Origin of the sequence: Bacillus sp. FSL R5-0523, from assembly GCF_037975295.1 — a bacterium.
In the GTDB taxonomy this organism is placed as follows: Bacteria; Bacillota; Bacilli; order Bacillales; family Bacillaceae; genus Bacillus; species Bacillus subtilis.
Genome location: NZ_CP150251.1, coordinates 2,279,765 through 2,295,103, shown reverse-complemented (window position 1 = coordinate 2,295,103; position 15,339 = coordinate 2,279,765). Strand labels below are relative to the sequence as shown.

Genomic DNA, 15,339 nt, shown 5'->3' with positions numbered 1-15,339 from the left:
AAAACGGATCACCTATTCGTATCCGTTAATAGCAGACTGGACATTTTGGATATAGAGGGGTTTTTATGTTAATTCGTTATAAAAAATCGTTTGAAAAGATTGCGATGGGGCTTCTTTCGTTTATGCCGAATGAAAAAGACCTTAAGCAGCTTCAGCAGACAATTAAGGACTACGAAACGGATACAGACCGCCAGCTCTTTCTTTGGAAAGAGGACGAGGATATCGTCGGAGCAATCGGAGTCGAAAAAAAGGATTCTGAGGTTGAGATCCGGCATATCAGTGTGAATCCTTCTCATCGCCATCAAGGAATCGGAAAACAGATGATGGATGCTTTAAAGCATTTATTCAAAACGCAAGTACTGGTTCCAAATGAATTAACGCAGAGCTTTTTCGAACGTTGTCAAGGTCAGCAGGATCAAGACATTTCATACAATAATTAAGCAGAGGCTGTAATCAGCCTCTGCTTTAGTTTGATGACAAAATCCGAAAACAGTTTTGTTTTAGGTTTTTGTCATCCTTTCAGCGCGATTGAAAACCCTTGAAGTCTAGGAAAGCTGAGCATTGGAGCGGAGCGAATGTTTTCATTCGTGAGCACCAACGCACAGGCTTGACAACGAATGCGAGGGTTTGTCGACACGCTGAGCAGAGGCTGTCATCAGCCTCTGCTTTTTTTTCTGCGTTCTATTTCTCTTTCACGTTCACGGATGACGTCAGTCCGATCCCGCAAACGGTGTTTGTCGATCAGAAATATGTTCCTGAGTGCACTGGGCTGCCCCCATGTATACTTTTTTTTCCTGCATTCGATCCTGCATGCTTCCTCCAGTTTCTCATCTTTGATTGGCAGCATAATGCTTTTATAGGCAGAGCCGGTTTCGATTTGTTCGTAAACCGATTGCATAAGTTCGAGCAAACGGCCATGATCGAGCCCTAAGTCTTCGACTGCCCGGTGTTCTGCTTGAAGAATCCGGATGCTGTTCGCCATCAGTCTTTTTGCCCCGGCTGTATTCTGCCTTCTGTGATGATATAAAGCAACTGCAAGCTGAATAAAGCCGACCCAATAGCGTTTTCGTTTCTTTGGCGGATCTTCCTTCCAATATTCTTCTAATATTTCATGGCATTCAAAATAATCCCGTGTCGCGTGAAACTCAACGAGATAATCTATATAAGCTTTCGGATACAAGGTGCTTCCTCCTTTAATGTGCTTTTAGTGTACCATAGAAGGGATAAAAGGAAAAAAGAACGCCCGGCCTCTAGTGCTTCTTAGAAAGGAAAACCAGAAGCAAAGGCTTTTTCTCCCGCTTCTGCGCTCCGAGCAAACACCTCTTGTGTTTTGAATATTCTGTACAAACTCCTTCAAAACAGGATATGAAATAGTATTGGACGAGAGCTTTTTGGTGGCTTATACTATAGGGTAGCCAGTTTTTCCGGCAATGAGAGTGATACTTGAAAATGGTGAGATGATGGAAGAATATCAAGTGAAAATTGATACGTTTGAGGGCCCATTGGACCTGCTGCTTCATTTAATCAATCGTCTTGAAATTGACATATATGATATACCTGTGGCGAAGATCACTGAACAATATTTATTATATGTACATACGATGCGCGTGCTTGAGCTCGACATTGCCAGCGAGTATTTGGTTATGGCTGCCACGCTGCTCAGCATTAAAAGCAGAATGCTGCTCCCGAAGCAAGAGGAGGAGCTTTTTGAAGATGAATTACTTGAAGAAGAAGATCCGCGGGAGGAACTGATTGAAAAGCTGATTGAGTACCGAAAATATAAAGATGCGGCGAAGGATTTAAAAGAACGGGAAGAAGAAAGACAAAAATCGTTCACGAAACCGCCGAGTGATTTGAGTGAATATGCAAAAGAAGTAAAACAGTCTGAGCAAAAGCTCTCTGTCACGGTCTATGATATGATCGGAGCTTTTCAAAAAGTGCTGAAACGCAAAAAAATAAACAGGCCGATGGAAACAACAATTACAAGACAGGACATACCAATCGAAGCCAGAATGAACGAAATCGTGCACAGCTTGAAATCTAGAGGAACGAGAATTAACTTTATGGATCTGTTTCCATATGAGCAAAAAGAACATTTAGTAGTGACCTTTCTAGCTGTTCTTGAGCTGATGAAAAATCAGCTAATCCTCATTGAACAGGAGCACAATTTTTCAGATATTTACATTACGGGGAGTGAATCCATTCATGGGGCTTGATATCGTGAATTGGAAAGCTATTGTGGAAGCCCTTCTTTATGCGGCAGGCGATGAAGGGCTTACAAAAAAGCAGCTGTTAACAGTGCTTGAAATCGAAGAGCCTGAACTGAACACTATCATGGCGGATGTGGCGGACGAATACCGCGGAGATACACGAGGGATTGAACTTATTGAGTATGCAGATACGTACATGCTCTCTACCAAAAAAGACTTTGCGCCTTACTTGAAAAAACTGATTGAAGTGCCGTCAAAGGGCCTTTCTCAAGCATCTTTAGAAGTACTGGCCATTGTTTCATACAAACAGCCAATTACGAGAGCAGAAATTGAAGAAATCAGAGGAGTAAAATCAGAGCGGATTTTACACAGTCTTGTCGCGAAGGCGCTATTGTGTGAAGTAGGGCGTGCCGATGGTCCGGGGCGGGCCATTTTATACGGTACTACGCCGACTTTTCTTGAACAATTCGGTCTGAAAACGCTGGACGAGCTTCCGCCGCTGCCTGAAAATGCGGAAGAAGACGTTCTTCAAGAAGAAGCAGATTTATTTTTTGAAAACTTTAACCAAACCTTCGAAGATATAAAATAGAAGTTTAATGAATCGCGCTTTTTCATCATCATAAGATATAAGGAAGAAGCTATCATGAAAGAAGCAAAATGTGAGAGACAAAGACATGAGGGGAAGATACCAAACGAAATGGGACATTCGATTGTGCGAGCGCAGACTCAAAAAACAGGCGAATTCTTATCAATGGTTGTCAATACCGTGAACGATTACCTAAATCAAACGACGCTTGAGTCCTTACAGGCTGAATTGCCTATTGAAAAAGGATACTGCTGTGATGTGCTGAGCACTCTGAGAAGAATGGCAGTATTTTGTGAAGGAGGCGCAGAAGCGTGCCGCCGTCTCCTGATGCAGAAGCCTTTTCAGGAAGCCAGAGCGGAAAAAACACTTTATAATGTGTATCACCAATGCATTGAAGAGTTCTTTATGCCGAAAAAAGACACGTGGTGTGAAAATAGCCGGGCGTCTTATACAGGGGTCAGCGCAATTGAGTTTTATCATGCTGTTCCTGCGTCGCTTGAGCAATTATTATTGCCGTTGAGCGCTGCCTTTCTGAAGATGAGGGAAGAGCTGGCTCATTACGAAGCGTCCGGATCAAGCATGGCGCCAATCAGATAACGTTTACTCTCCCTTTTTCAGGGAGAGTTTTTTTATGTTTGCTTCCAGAAATATAATTGTTATTCATAACTGATGGACATGCGCATAAACTTGTACAAACCACCACAAGGACGTGAGCAAACATGCGCATTTTCAAAAAAGCAGTATTCGTGATCATGATTTCTTTTCTAATTGCAACCGTAAATGTGAATACAGCACATGCTGCTATAGATGTCAGTGCAAAAAGCGCGATCATTATTGACGGTGCGTCAGGCAGAGTGTTATATGCCAAGGATGAGCATCAAAAAAGGCGGATCGCGAGCATCACAAAAATTATGACCGCCGTCCTCGCCATCGAATCCGGCAAAATGGATCAAACGGTGACGGTTTCGGCAAATGCTGTCAGAACAGAAGGCTCCGCCATTTATTTAACAGAAGGTCAAAAAGTGAAGCTAAAAGATCTTGTGTATGGCCTGATGCTAAGATCAGGAAACGATGCGGCTGTCGCGATTGCTGAGCATGTCGGTGGGAGCCTCGATGGGTTTGTTTATATGATGAATCAAAAAGCCGAGCAGCTTGGTATGAAAAACACCCGTTTTCAAAACCCGCACGGATTGGACGACCATGAAAATCATTATTCAACAGCCTATGACATGGCCATTTTAACTAAGTATGCTATGAAGCTGAAAGACTATCAAAAGATTTCAGGCACAAAAATATACAAAGCGGAAACGATGGAAAGCGTATGGAAAAACAAAAATAAACTGCTGACCATGCTTTATCCGTACAGCACAGGAGGAAAAACAGGCTATACAAAACTTGCAAAACGGACACTGGTCTCTACGGCTTCAAAGGACGGCATTGACCTGATAGCCGTCACCATTAATGACCCTAATGATTGGGATGACCATATGAAGATGTTTAACTATGTGTTTGAGCATTATCAAACCTATTTAATTGCAAAAAAAGGGGATATTCCAAAGCTGAAAGGCACATTTTATGAATCGAAGGCTTTTATCAAACGTGATATCACCTATTTGCTGACCGAAGAGGAAAAAGAAGATGTAAAAATTAATACCACACTGCTCAAGCCGAAAAAAGCATGGGAAAAAGATGCCTCGAAAATCCCTGACATCGTAGGGCACATGGAGATCATGTTCAACGATGCAACCATCGCAAAAGTGCCGATCTATTATGAAAATGAGCGGCATCAAAAACCGAAGAAACAATTTTTTGAAACGTTTAAATCAATCTTTCTGAATGCGGCAGGCGGAGCAAAATGGTCAATATAATTTGGGTCAGTTTAACCGTGATCGGACTCGTTTTTGCGATGTGCAACGGAACTCTGCAAGATGTAAATGAAGCCGTGTTTAAGGGTGCAAAAGAAGCGATTACGATCTCATTCGGATTGATGAGCGTGCTTGTTTTCTGGCTTGGCTTAATGAAAATCGCCGAGCAGTCAGGGCTTTTGGATATTTTCAGCCGGATGTGCAGGCCTTTTATATCTAAACTGTTCCCTGATATACCGCCGGATCACCCGGCGATGGGCTATATTTTATCTAATCTTATGGCGAATTTCTTCGGCCTCGGAAATGCAGCAACTCCGCTTGGTATTAAAGCAATGGAACAAATGAAAAAGCTGAATGGAAACCGATCGGAAGCAAGCCGGTCGATGATTACTTTTTTAGCTGTTAATACGTCCTGCATCACACTCATCCCGACAACGGTGATCGCTGTCCGAATGGCATATTCCTCCAAAACGCCGACAGATATCGTCGGGCCAAGCATTTTGGCAACGCTTATTTCCGGAATCGGTGCCATTATCATTGATCGGTATTTTTATTACCGCCGCAAAAAGAAGGGAAGGTGAGCGGATGGAAATCATCAACTGGCTGTCTTTAGCCATGATTCCAATCATTATTGCCGGAATTCTTCTTTATGGAACGATCAAAAAGGTTCCGACATATGAATCGTTTGTCGAAGGCGGAAAAGAGGGGATAGAAATCGCCTTTTCCATTATCCCCTATTTAGTCGGCATGCTTGTCGCTATAACTGTTTTCAGATCATCAGGCGCGCTTGATTTTATAATGGATCTTTTAAAACCGGTTTTCTCCGCTATCGGCATTCCTGCTGAAGTAGTGCCGCTTGCTCTGATCCGCCCGATCTCCGGTACGGCCGCTCTCGGAATGACGACCGATTTAATTGCAGTATACGGGCCCGATTCCTTTATCGGCAGGCTGGCTTCCGTCATGCAGGGATCTACAGATACAACGCTTTACGTACTGACTGTGTATTTCGGAGCAGTCGGCATTAAAAAAATGGGTGATGCATTAAAGGTGGGACTTCTTGCAGATTTAATCGGCGTAGTTGCATCTATCATCATCGTTACGTTATTATTTGGGAGCGCCTGAAAACGGCGTTTTTTTTAGATTTGGCATAGGAATTTGAAAAAGCTTGTTTGTTAAGGTTGAAAAAAGTAAGATAATACTTGAGGTGAAAGACATGGAAAGACTGCAAAAAGTGATTGCTCATGCCGGAGTTGCGTCGCGCAGAAAGGCAGAAGAGCTGATTAAAGAAGGAAAAGTAAAGGTGAATGGCAAAGTAGTAACAGCGCTAGGTGTTAAGGTCACCGGTTCTGATCAGATTGAGGTAAACGGGTTAAAGGTTGAACGCGAAGAGCCGGTTTACTTTCTCTTATATAAACCAAGAGGCGTTATTTCCGCAGCGCAAGATGATAAAGGACGCAAAGTGGTGACGGACTTTTTTAAAAATATTCCGCAGCGCATTTATCCGATTGGGCGTCTGGACTATGATACGAGCGGTCTTTTGCTTTTAACCAATGACGGTGAATTCGCCAATAAGCTGATGCACCCTAAGTATGAAATAGACAAAACATACGTGGCGAAGGTGAAAGGAATCCCGCCTAAAGAGCTGCTCAGAAAGCTGGAGCGCGGAATTAGGCTGGAAGAAGGCAAAACAGCGCCTGCTAAAGCGAAGCTGCTGTCTTTGGATAAGAAAAAGCAGACAAGCATTATTCAGCTGACGATCCATGAGGGACGCAACAGACAGGTGCGCCGCATGTTTGAAGCGATCGGACATGAGGTAATCAAGCTGAAGCGTGAGGAATACGCGTTTTTAAACCTGCGAGGCCTGCACACGGGCGATGCCAGAGAGCTTACGCCCCACGAAGTAAAAAGGCTCAGAGCACTGGCGGATCACGGTAAAAACGCTTTCTAAATTTCACATAACCTTCAAAAAGTAAGAAATGTGAAATGAACGTGCAATGATATAATTGAATGGATCTGCAATAGGGGGAAGGGGGCAGTGGACAATGAAGAAAAAAAGGCGTTTATTCATTCGGACCGGCATCCTTCTCGTTTTAATCTGCGCACTCGGCTATACCATTTACAATGCTGTATTTGCCGGCAAAGAGAGTATATCCGAAGGGTCCGACGCACCGAATTTTGTCCTTGAGGATACGAATGGGAAACGTATCGAGCTCAGTGACTTAAAAGGGAAAGGTGTTTTTTTGAATTTCTGGGGTACATGGTGTGAACCGTGCAAAAAAGAGTTTCCTTATATGGCAAACCAATATAAGCATTTTAAAAGCCAAGGTGTTGAAATTGTCGCTGTAAATGTTGGGGAGTCAAAGATAGCAGTACATAATTTTATGAAATCCTACGGAGTCAATTTCCCGGTTGTTCTGGATACAGATCGCCAAGTGCTTGATGCCTATGACGTATCTCCGCTTCCGACAACCTTTTTGATCAATCCGGAAGGAAAAGTTGTCAAGGTGGTGACCGGCACTATGACAGAAAGCATGATACACGATTATATGAATCTCATAAAACCCGGAGAGACTTCGGGATGAAGCAAGTCAAATGTGAATGCGGACATATAAACCCGGTCGGAACCGTTTTATGCGAATCGTGCGGAAGAGCTCTTCAGGAAACTCAACCTCCGCTCGCTGATATGAGATATGACGGAAGCGCAAGACGTTCGCAAACCTATAACAAAACGATCATCGATAAAATTTGGAATTTCTTTTCCTCGGTTAAGGTGGGAATATGGCTTATCGTCATAACCCTTGCCGCATCAGCGTTCGGCACCATTTTTCCCCAGGAAGCCTATCTGCCTCCGGGCGCACAGGCTGATACTTATTACAAGGAGCAGTACGGCACGTTCGGCCAGCTCTATTATTTGCTCGGGTTTCATCATTTATATGGTTCTTGGTGGTATTTGCTGCTCATTGCCTCGATCGGCATTTCACTTGTGATTTGCAGCCTTGATCGGGTCATTCCGTTGTACAGAGCGTTAAAAAACCAAGGCGTCAGAAGGAGCCCGGCTTTTTTAAGAAGGCAGCGCTTGTTCAGTGAAACAGTTACAGTACTGAACGGGGAATCGAAAGAAAAGATAGTTGCTCTATTAAAGAAAAAACATTATAGAATCAGAGAAAAAGAGGGCAGCATTCTTGCTGAAAAAGGACGCTTTTCCCGCTGGGGCCCGTATGTCAACCATATTGGATTGATCATCTTTCTGATTGGTGCGATGCTGAGATTTGTGCCTGGCATGTACGTCGATGAGACGCTTTGGGTCAGAGAAGGCGAAACCGCAGCAATTCCGGGTACAGACGGAAAATATTATTTAAAAAACAATCAATTCAGCGTAGAGACCTATAACAGCAAAACAGAAAAAAAGGTATTTGCAGATGCCATTGACAGAGTCGGGGACGGTAGAGTGGCAAAGAACTTTCAAACCGATGCCGTACTCTACAAGAGAGAAGGAAAAATTGTTTATGGCGAGAAGCCGAAGCTGAAAAAAGTAACAGAAGAAGACATCCGTGTCAATCAGCCGCTGCGTTTTGATTCTTTTTCCGTTTACCAGGTGGATTACAAAGAGAATCAGCTTGACAAAATGGTGTTCCAGCTGATTGATAAAAAAACAAAAAAATCCTTTGGGAGCCTGAAGATCAACCTTCTGGATCCAGATTCGGTCTATGATCTTGGCAACGGTTACAAGGTGGAAATCGCCAGCTACCTGCCTGACTTCTATTTTAATCAGGACGGAGAGCCGAGCACAAAAACAAAGATCCCTAACAATCCGGCTTTTGTCTTTAATATTATAACGCCGGACAAACCGAAAGGCGAAAAGAGCTTTGTCGCCATCCAAGAAACCATCGAAGGATCAGGCAATAATAAATACAAGCTGAAATTTGACCATGTCGAAACGAAAAACATTACTGGACTTACAGTCAGAAAGGATCTGACACTCTGGGTGCTTGTTGTCGGCGGAGCCATTTTTATGATCGGTGTCATTCAAGGTATGTACTGGCAGCATCGAAGAATTTGGCTGCACTCACAGGACGGCGCAGTTATGGTAGCGGGGCATACCAATAAAAACTGGTTTGGCCTGAAGAAGGATTTAGCATTTATATTGGCTGATTCCGGACTGACTGAACCGGCGGACCAAAAAGAATTAATCAAAACACAGAAATAGGCGAAAAGGGAGTGATGTCATGGCAGAGCTGAGCGGAAATTTTCTTTATGCGGCCTTTCTTGTGTATTTAATCGCTGTACCAATTTTCGGCGGGGCCATACGCGGGAATAAAGATAAAAAGGGCAGGCCAAACCGATGGGCCAACATTGGAATCACCCTTTCTATTGTCGGTTTTTTCTGCCACCTTGGATATTTCATCACAAGGTGGGCTGCCAGCGGCCATGCGCCGGTCAGCAATATGTTTGAATTCACCACCGCTTTTGGCATGATGCTTGTTTTGGCGTTTATCATTCTTTATTTTCTCTATAGATTGCCTTCATTAGGCCTGTTTACGCTGTCAATTGCTTTATTGCTGATTGCCTACGCCAGCATGTTTCCGACAGATATCTCGCCTTTAATTCCTTCGCTCCAAAGCAACTGGCTGTATATTCACGTAACAACGGCCGCGCTTGGGCAAGCTATACTTGCCATCAGCTTTGTCGCTGGTGTTATCTTTCTTTTGAAGCATGTAGACCAGACAAAGCCGAGCAAAAAGACTTTCTGGCTTGAAGCGATTATGTTTATCCTGGTCACAACCGTCGCCTTTATTGCAATCACATCAGCATTTCGTCTTGCAGGCTATGAAGCGGAGTTTAACTGGGTGGACAAAAACAAAGAAAAAAGCGTGATGGTGTACGAAATGCCCGCGCTTGTCGGTCCGCATCAGGGCGAGCTTTTGACCGAAGGAAGAATGGAACCGCTTGTTGATCTTCCCGCGCTTTTCTCAGGCAGAAAAGTGAACACAGTCATTTGGTCATTTGGAGCAGGTCTTGTGTTGTATGGGGCTCTCCGTCTGATCATCAGAAAAAGAATCAGCGCTCTATTACATCCGCTGGTGAAAAACGTCAATCTTGATCTGGTGGATGAGGTTGGGTACAGGGCCGTATCAATCGGATTTCCGATCTTTACACTCGGCGCGCTGATCTTTGCAATGATTTGGGCTCAGCTCGCGTGGACCAGATTTTGGGGCTGGGACCCTAAGGAAGTATGGGCGCTGATCACATTTTTGTTCTATGCCGCTTACTTGCATTTAAGACTGTCAAGAGGCTGGCACGGTGAGAAGTCAGCATGGCTGGCCGTAATCGGTTTTGCTATTATTATGTTTAATTTAATTTTCGTAAATCTTGTGCTTGCCGGACTTCATTCTTATGCATAGTCCTTTGAAAGCGACACAGTTCTCAAACTTTCTCACGATTTGATAAAATGAAAGTAACAGAAGGAAAGCAGGGGGAAAACATGGACCAAACGAATGAAACAAAAATATTAGTAGTAGATGACGAAGCCAGAATTCGCCGCCTTTTAAGAATGTATCTTGAACGTGAAAATTATGCTATAGATGAAGCTGAAAATGGTGATGAAGCCATTGCCAAAGGGCTTGAAGCCAATTATGACTTAATTTTGCTTGATCTGATGATGCCGGGGACTGATGGAATTGAAGTGTGTCGGCAAATTCGTGAAAAAAAAGCGACACCCATTATCATGCTGACCGCAAAAGGAGAAGAAGCAAACCGGGTGCAGGGGTTTGAAGCGGGAACAGATGATTATATTGTTAAGCCGTTCAGCCCGCGAGAAGTCGTGCTTCGTGTAAAGGCCCTTTTGAGAAGAGCATCCCAAACCTCTTATTTCAATGCCAATACACCGACGAAAAATGTGCTCGTGTTTTCACATCTGTCCATAGACCATGATGCTCACCGCGTAACAGCTGATGGAACAGAAGTGAGCCTGACGCCAAAAGAGTATGAGCTTCTATATTTCTTAGCGAAAACGCCTGACAAGGTGTATGATCGGGAAAAGCTTCTGAAAGAAGTGTGGCAATATGAGTTTTTTGGTGATTTACGGACAGTGGACACTCACGTCAAACGCTTGAGAGAGAAGCTGAACAAGGTATCTCCGGAAGCTGCGAAAAAAATTGTCACCGTATGGGGTGTAGGTTATAAATTTGAGGTCGGCGCTGAATGAAATTTTGGAAAAGCGTAGTAGGCAAGCTGTGGTTTACGATCCTTTCACTCGTCTTGATCGTATTGTTCATTTTAACGGTTCTTTTGCTGGAGTTTATTGAAAACTACCATGTGGAAGAAGCTGAGAATGATTTAACACAGCTTGCGAATAAAGTTGCTGTCATCCTAGAAAATCACGAGGACCAGGCACTGGCAAGGTCAATCACTTGGGAGCTCGCGGATAACTTAACAAGCATTGCCATCATCCAGGATGAGAAAAACCACTGGTATTCTCCGAATGATAAAAATCGCCTGTCGTCTATTACGGTTGAGCAAATACAGCATGACAAAGACTTAAATAAAGCTCTCAAAGACCATAAAAAAGTAAGCAAACGGACGGGACTGAGCGATACAGACACGGATAATGAACGCCTGATTGTAGGTGTCCCGTATGAAAAAGACGGAAAGAAAGGCATGGTCTTTTTATCCCAGTCTTTGCTTGCCGTTAAAGATACAACAAAACATACGACCCGCTATATTTTTCTTGCCGCTGGAATTGCAATTGTGCTGACCACATTTTTCGCATTCTTTTTATCAAGCAGGGTCACGTACCCTCTCCGAAAAATGAGAGAAGGCGCGCAGGATTTGGCGAAGGGCAAGTTCGATACAAAAATCCCGATTTTAACTCAGGATGAAATCGGTGAACTGGCGACCGCTTTTAATCAAATGGGCCGGCAGCTTAACTTTCATATCAATGCGCTCAATCAAGAAAAAGAGCAGCTTTCTAACATTTTGAGCAGTATGGCTGACGGGGTTATTACCATTAATATTGACGGTACGATTCTCGTGACCAACCCGCCGGCTGAACGTTTTCTTCAGGCTTGGTATTATGAACAGAACATGAATATCAAAGAAGGCGACAATCTTCCGCCTGAAGCAAAAGAGCTGTTTCAAAACGCTGTCAGCACTGAAAAAGAACAAATGATTGAGATGACGCTGCAAGGCAGATCATGGGTGCTTTTGATGTCGCCGCTTTATGCGGAATCGCATGTCAGAGGAGCGGTTGCCGTACTGCGTGACATGACAGAAGAACGCCGCCTTGATAAGCTGCGGGAGGACTTTATCGCAAATGTCAGTCATGAGCTGAGAACACCTATCTCCATGCTTCAGGGATACAGTGAAGCAATTGTCGATGACATTGCAAGCTCTGAAGAAGACCGGAAAGAAATTGCCCAAATCATTTATGACGAATCGCTCCGAATGGGCCGTTTAGTTAATGATTTGCTTGATTTAGCCCGAATGGAATCAGGCCATACAGGCTTACATTATGAAAAAATCAATGTGAATGAGTTTTTAGAAAAGATCATTCGGAAGTTTTCCGGTGTTGCGAAAGAAAAAAATATTGCTTTACATCATGACATTTCCCTCACAGAAGAGGAATTTATGTTTGATGAAGACAAGATGGAGCAGGTATTTACCAATTTGATCGATAACGCGTTGCGGCATACTTCATCCGGTGGCAGTGTCTCCATTTCAGTCCATTCTGTGAAGGATGGATTGAAAATTGATATCAAAGACTCCGGGTCCGGCATACCGGAAGAAGATCTGCCATTTATCTTTGAGCGGTTTTATAAGGCAGATAAAGCGCGGACAAGGGGCAGAGCAGGAACCGGGTTAGGGCTGGCTATCGTTAAAAATATCGTGGAAGCCCACAACGGATCAATTACTGTGCACAGCCGAATAGATAAAGGAACAACATTTACTTTTTATATTCCGACAAAACGGTAAAATCGAGTCTGAATTTGCCGAAGAATCTTGTTCCATAAGAAACACCCGCTGACTGAGCGGGTGTTTTTTTAATAGCCAACATTAATAAAATTTAAGGATATGTTAATATAAATTCCCTTCCAAATTCCAGTTACTCGTAATATAGTTGTAATGTAACTTTTCAAGCTATTCATACGACAAAAAAGTGAACGGAGGGGTTTCAAATGGAAGAAACCTTTCAATTATTATATGATACATATCATCAAGATTTGTACCAATTTTTATTTTATATGGTAAAGGATAAAAACCAGACAGAAGACCTTCTTCAAGAGGTTTATATCCGGGTATTAAATTCTTATCATACGTTTGAAGGAAGAAGCAGTGAAAAAACATGGCTTTTGTCTATCGCACGCCATGTTGCGATAGACTGGTTTCGTAAACAGCAAACAATCAGACAGCGTATACTCGGTACATTTGACTGGGATACACAGGATGTCAGGGATCAGCAATTGCTGCCGGACGAACTTGCGGTTCAACATGAAAATGTCCGGGAAATTTATGCTGCGCTTGATCAATGTACAATCGATCAAAGAGCTGTGATTATCTTGCGGTTTATTCAGGGATATTCAATACAGGAAACAGCCAAGGCTCTGCGCTTCTCGGAAAGCAAAGTAAAAACGACCCAGCACAGAGGGCTCAAAGTACTTCGGAAACATATGGAGCTTTTGAGGGAGGAGCTAATGGATGATGAAGTCAGAATGGAACGAAGAACAGATAAAGGAGTTGTTAAGTCAACTTCCGGCAGTTAAAGACCATCGTTCGCCTCAGGTTATTTACAAGCGGCTGACGATGGAAAAGCGTAAAAATAAGCCCGCTGTCAGGTGGATTGGCCCCGCGTGTGCCGCTGCAATTGCGGTTTTTATCGCCTTCATTATTTCTCCTCATTTCTTTGATCAGGCACAGCCTCAACAAAAAGAAGCGTCCCAAAAGAACGCAGTAACGAAAACTGAGACAGAAGACAGCCCAAAAGCTGCGTCATCCCTGGATCATACATCGTTTGTTGTACCTGAAAAGGAACAAGACAATTACATCACTGTAGCAGTTGCTGATGCCGATACATCTGCAGTCATACCCGTCAGCATTCAAAAAACAAATGCATACCAAACGATCCAGGACATGCTGACTGTAAGTAGTGAATTGGATATCTTGGATCATGCCATTACAATTCCATCCTTCATAGATGAAGTAGAAATAAAAGAAAAACCAAAGCAGAAGGAATTAAGTATACGAGTCCATCAGCCAGCTACGGCATTTTCTGTAAAAGATGATACACTGTTAAAAAAATTGCTTAAAGAATCCTTAAAATGGAGTCCTTATGAAAAAGTCAAATTTTTATCGGATCAAAATGAGACTGGGGTTCGGATTGGCTCATATGGCACTTTTACGGAAATTTCGATTCCAAAACAGTCAAAAAGAGCTTACTACTTGTACAAAAATAAACAAGGGAACTTTCTCATTCCGTCAGAAAAAACATTTGATACGGTAAAAGAAGCGATTAATGAAATGGAATCGAGCAGTCAAAAAGATACAACACCGCTTATTCAAGCGGGTACTGTCCAATCTGTAACGAAGAAACAGAAGCACTTATATATCCGTTTCTCAAAGGACTCAGAAGTTGAGGATTCTATTGCCAGTATTTTAATGATTGAGGGACTTCTTTTAACCGCAAAAGAGTTTGGCTTCACAGAAGTGACCTTTACCGAAACCAGAACAAACAAAATCGGCAAATATGACGTATCAGATGCAATTCCGGTACCGGCTGCTCCAAATCCGATTTTCTTAAACTAAAATGGGCCCTTTGAGGCTCTTTTTTAGTTGCTATTCATATAATAGAAATTTTCAAAAAAAAGTTGTACGTGTATAATAAAACAAGGTAACGATTGAAAGGATTTGAGATGAGTGAACGTGTTAACAATTAAAGGAGTTTCCATCGGGGAAGGAATGCCGAAAATCATCGTTCCGCTGATGGGAAAGACGGAAAAACAAATTCTGAATGAAGCAGAGGCAGTAAAATTACTGAATCCGGACATTGTTGAATGGAGAGTCGACGTATTTGAAAAAGCTAATGACAGAGAAGCGGTCACAAAGCTCATTTCTAAGCTTCGTAATTCTTTAGAAGACAAGCTATTTCTATTTACATTCAGAACCCACAAAGAGGGCGGGAGCATGGAGATGGACGAAAGCTCCTATCTTGCTTTGCTGGAATCGGCAATCCAAACAAAAGACATCGATCTGATAGATATCGAATTATTTTCAGGAGATGCAAATGTAAAGGCGTTAGTATCGCTGGCGGAAGAAAACAACGTCTATGTGGTGATGTCAAATCACGACTTTGAAAAAACGCCTTCGAAAGATGAGATTCTTTCAAGACTTCGGAAAATGCAGGATTTAGGGGCACATATTCCCAAAATGGCTGTCATGCCGAATGATACTGGAGATCTCCTAACGCTGCTTGATGCGACGTATACAATGAAAACAAAATATGCAGACCGCCCCATTATTACAATGTCAATGGCTGCTACAGGGCTCATCAGCAGGCTGAGCGGTGAGGTTTTTGGATCGGCTTGTACTTTTGGAGCTGGAGAAGAGGCGTCCGCACCAGGCCAAATACCTGTTTCTGAGCTAAGGAGTGTCTTAGACATTTTGCATAAATACACACGAGGATAGA

17 protein-coding genes are annotated in these 15,339 nt (G+C 43.0%); 16 read left to right on the top strand and 1 reads right to left on the bottom strand.

Features of this window, described 5'->3' with window-relative positions:
• Window positions 1–65 precede the first annotated feature (65 nt).
• Window positions 66–440: a GNAT family N-acetyltransferase RibT gene (gene ribT / locus NYE53_RS11560; RefSeq protein ID WP_003223910.1), complete on the top strand. Its 375-nt coding sequence runs from the start codon at window positions 66–68 to the stop codon at window positions 438–440.
• A 215-nt stretch (window positions 441–655) separates the two neighbouring features.
• On the opposite strand, the gene NYE53_RS11555 is transcribed toward ribT, so the two are convergent.
• Complete coding sequence (locus NYE53_RS11555) at window positions 656–1,180, bottom strand: DUF309 domain-containing protein (protein WP_032722049.1); 525 nt, start codon at window positions 1,178–1,180, stop codon at window positions 656–658.
• Between the two features lie 280 nt (window positions 1,181–1,460).
• On the opposite strand from NYE53_RS11555, the gene scpA reads away from it, so the two are divergent.
• The 15 genes from scpA to aroD all read left to right on the top strand — a co-directional run bounded on the left by scpA (window position 1,461) and on the right by aroD (window position 15,338).
• The gene (scpA, locus tag NYE53_RS11550; RefSeq protein WP_339244833.1) at window positions 1,461–2,216 is read left to right on the top strand and encodes a segregation/condensation protein A; all 756 of its coding nucleotides are present in this window, start codon (window positions 1,461–1,463) and stop codon (window positions 2,214–2,216) included.
• Entirely contained in the window at window positions 2,206–2,799 is a 594-nt protein-coding gene (gene scpB / locus NYE53_RS11545; protein ID WP_003223904.1) for an SMC-Scp complex subunit ScpB, read from the top strand. The genes scpA and scpB overlap by 11 nt, the downstream gene beginning before the upstream one ends.
• Before the next feature lie 54 nt (window positions 2,800–2,853).
• Complete coding sequence (locus NYE53_RS11540; RefSeq protein WP_335450681.1) at window positions 2,854–3,393, top strand: YpuI family protein; 540 nt, start codon at window positions 2,854–2,856, stop codon at window positions 3,391–3,393.
• 122 nt (window positions 3,394–3,515) lie between these two features.
• On the top strand, window positions 3,516–4,664 hold the full coding sequence (gene dacB, locus NYE53_RS11535) for a D-alanyl-D-alanine carboxypeptidase DacB (protein ID WP_014480157.1): 1,149 nt from the start codon (window positions 3,516–3,518) through the stop codon (window positions 4,662–4,664).
• On the top strand, window positions 4,652–5,242 hold the full coding sequence (spmA, locus tag NYE53_RS11530) for a spore maturation protein SpmA (protein WP_004398980.1): 591 nt from the start codon (window positions 4,652–4,654) through the stop codon (window positions 5,240–5,242). Before dacB ends, spmA begins: the two co-directional genes overlap by 13 nt.
• 4 nt (window positions 5,243–5,246) lie before the next feature.
• Window positions 5,247–5,783 (top strand): spore maturation protein SpmB, encoded by a 537-nt coding sequence (gene spmB / locus NYE53_RS11525; RefSeq protein WP_003223896.1) that lies wholly within the window; start codon window positions 5,247–5,249, stop codon window positions 5,781–5,783.
• 91 nt (window positions 5,784–5,874) lie between these two features.
• Window positions 5,875–6,609, top strand: coding sequence for a 23S rRNA pseudouridine(2605) synthase RluB (rluB, locus tag NYE53_RS11520; RefSeq protein WP_339244828.1), 735 nt, complete (start codon window positions 5,875–5,877; stop codon window positions 6,607–6,609).
• A gap of 94 nt (window positions 6,610–6,703) precedes the next feature.
• Window positions 6,704–7,243 (top strand): thiol-disulfide oxidoreductase ResA, encoded by a 540-nt coding sequence (resA, locus tag NYE53_RS11515; protein ID WP_003230513.1) that lies wholly within the window; start codon window positions 6,704–6,706, stop codon window positions 7,241–7,243.
• Window positions 7,240–8,868 carry a cytochrome c biogenesis protein ResB gene (resB, locus tag NYE53_RS11510; protein ID WP_339244825.1) on the top strand — a complete coding sequence of 543 codons (1,629 nt, stop codon included), beginning with the start codon at window positions 7,240–7,242 and terminating at the stop codon, window positions 8,866–8,868. Before resA ends, resB begins: the two co-directional genes overlap by 4 nt.
• A gap of 19 nt (window positions 8,869–8,887) precedes the next feature.
• The gene (resC, locus tag NYE53_RS11505) at window positions 8,888–10,063 is read left to right on the top strand and encodes a cytochrome c biogenesis protein ResC (RefSeq protein WP_015714189.1); all 1,176 of its coding nucleotides are present in this window, start codon (window positions 8,888–8,890) and stop codon (window positions 10,061–10,063) included.
• An 80-nt stretch (window positions 10,064–10,143) separates the two neighbouring features.
• The gene (gene resD / locus NYE53_RS11500) at window positions 10,144–10,866 is read left to right on the top strand and encodes a DNA-binding response regulator ResD (protein WP_003246107.1); all 723 of its coding nucleotides are present in this window, start codon (window positions 10,144–10,146) and stop codon (window positions 10,864–10,866) included.
• Window positions 10,863–12,632 carry a sensor histidine kinase ResE gene (gene resE / locus NYE53_RS11495; protein ID WP_021481567.1) on the top strand — a complete coding sequence of 590 codons (1,770 nt, stop codon included), beginning with the start codon at window positions 10,863–10,865 and terminating at the stop codon, window positions 12,630–12,632. The genes resD and resE overlap by 4 nt, the downstream gene beginning before the upstream one ends.
• A gap of 203 nt (window positions 12,633–12,835) precedes the next feature.
• Window positions 12,836–13,420, top strand: coding sequence for an RNA polymerase sigma factor SigX (gene sigX, locus NYE53_RS11490; RefSeq protein ID WP_003230521.1), 585 nt, complete (start codon window positions 12,836–12,838; stop codon window positions 13,418–13,420).
• Window positions 13,356–14,459 carry a sigma-X negative effector gene (locus NYE53_RS11485; RefSeq protein ID WP_326225327.1) on the top strand — a complete coding sequence of 368 codons (1,104 nt, stop codon included), beginning with the start codon at window positions 13,356–13,358 and terminating at the stop codon, window positions 14,457–14,459. The genes sigX and NYE53_RS11485 overlap by 65 nt, the downstream gene beginning before the upstream one ends.
• Window positions 14,460–14,570: 111 nt before the next feature.
• A complete protein-coding gene (gene aroD, locus NYE53_RS11480) occupies window positions 14,571–15,338 on the top strand; it encodes a type I 3-dehydroquinate dehydratase (protein WP_339244822.1) in 768 nt (255 codons plus the stop codon).
• The last annotated feature ends 1 nt before the right edge of the window (window position 15,339 follow it).

Bases quoted from the DNA above. Each gene is read 5' to 3' on its own strand.
- ribT (WP_003223910.1), top strand. From the start codon at position 66: ATGTTAATTCGTTATAAAAAATCGTTTGAAAAGATTGCGATGGGGCTT.
- scpA (WP_339244833.1), top strand. From the start codon at position 1,461: ATGGAAGAATATCAAGTGAAAATTGATACGTTTGAGGGCCCATTGGAC.
- scpB (WP_003223904.1), top strand. From the start codon at position 2,206: ATGGGGCTTGATATCGTGAATTGGAAAGCTATTGTGGAAGCCCTTCTT.
- NYE53_RS11540 (WP_335450681.1), top strand. From the start codon at position 2,854: ATGAAAGAAGCAAAATGTGAGAGACAAAGACATGAGGGGAAGATACCA.
- dacB (WP_014480157.1), top strand. From the start codon at position 3,516: ATGCGCATTTTCAAAAAAGCAGTATTCGTGATCATGATTTCTTTTCTA.
- spmA (WP_004398980.1), top strand. From the start codon at position 4,652: ATGGTCAATATAATTTGGGTCAGTTTAACCGTGATCGGACTCGTTTTT.
- spmB (WP_003223896.1), top strand. From the start codon at position 5,247: ATGGAAATCATCAACTGGCTGTCTTTAGCCATGATTCCAATCATTATT.
- rluB (WP_339244828.1), top strand. From the start codon at position 5,875: ATGGAAAGACTGCAAAAAGTGATTGCTCATGCCGGAGTTGCGTCGCGC.
- resA (WP_003230513.1), top strand. From the start codon at position 6,704: ATGAAGAAAAAAAGGCGTTTATTCATTCGGACCGGCATCCTTCTCGTT.
- resB (WP_339244825.1), top strand. From the start codon at position 7,240: ATGAAGCAAGTCAAATGTGAATGCGGACATATAAACCCGGTCGGAACC.
- resC (WP_015714189.1), top strand. From the start codon at position 8,888: ATGGCAGAGCTGAGCGGAAATTTTCTTTATGCGGCCTTTCTTGTGTAT.
- resD (WP_003246107.1), top strand. From the start codon at position 10,144: ATGGACCAAACGAATGAAACAAAAATATTAGTAGTAGATGACGAAGCC.
- resE (WP_021481567.1), top strand. From the start codon at position 10,863: ATGAAATTTTGGAAAAGCGTAGTAGGCAAGCTGTGGTTTACGATCCTT.
- sigX (WP_003230521.1), top strand. From the start codon at position 12,836: ATGGAAGAAACCTTTCAATTATTATATGATACATATCATCAAGATTTG.
- NYE53_RS11485 (WP_326225327.1), top strand. From the start codon at position 13,356: ATGATGAAGTCAGAATGGAACGAAGAACAGATAAAGGAGTTGTTAAGT.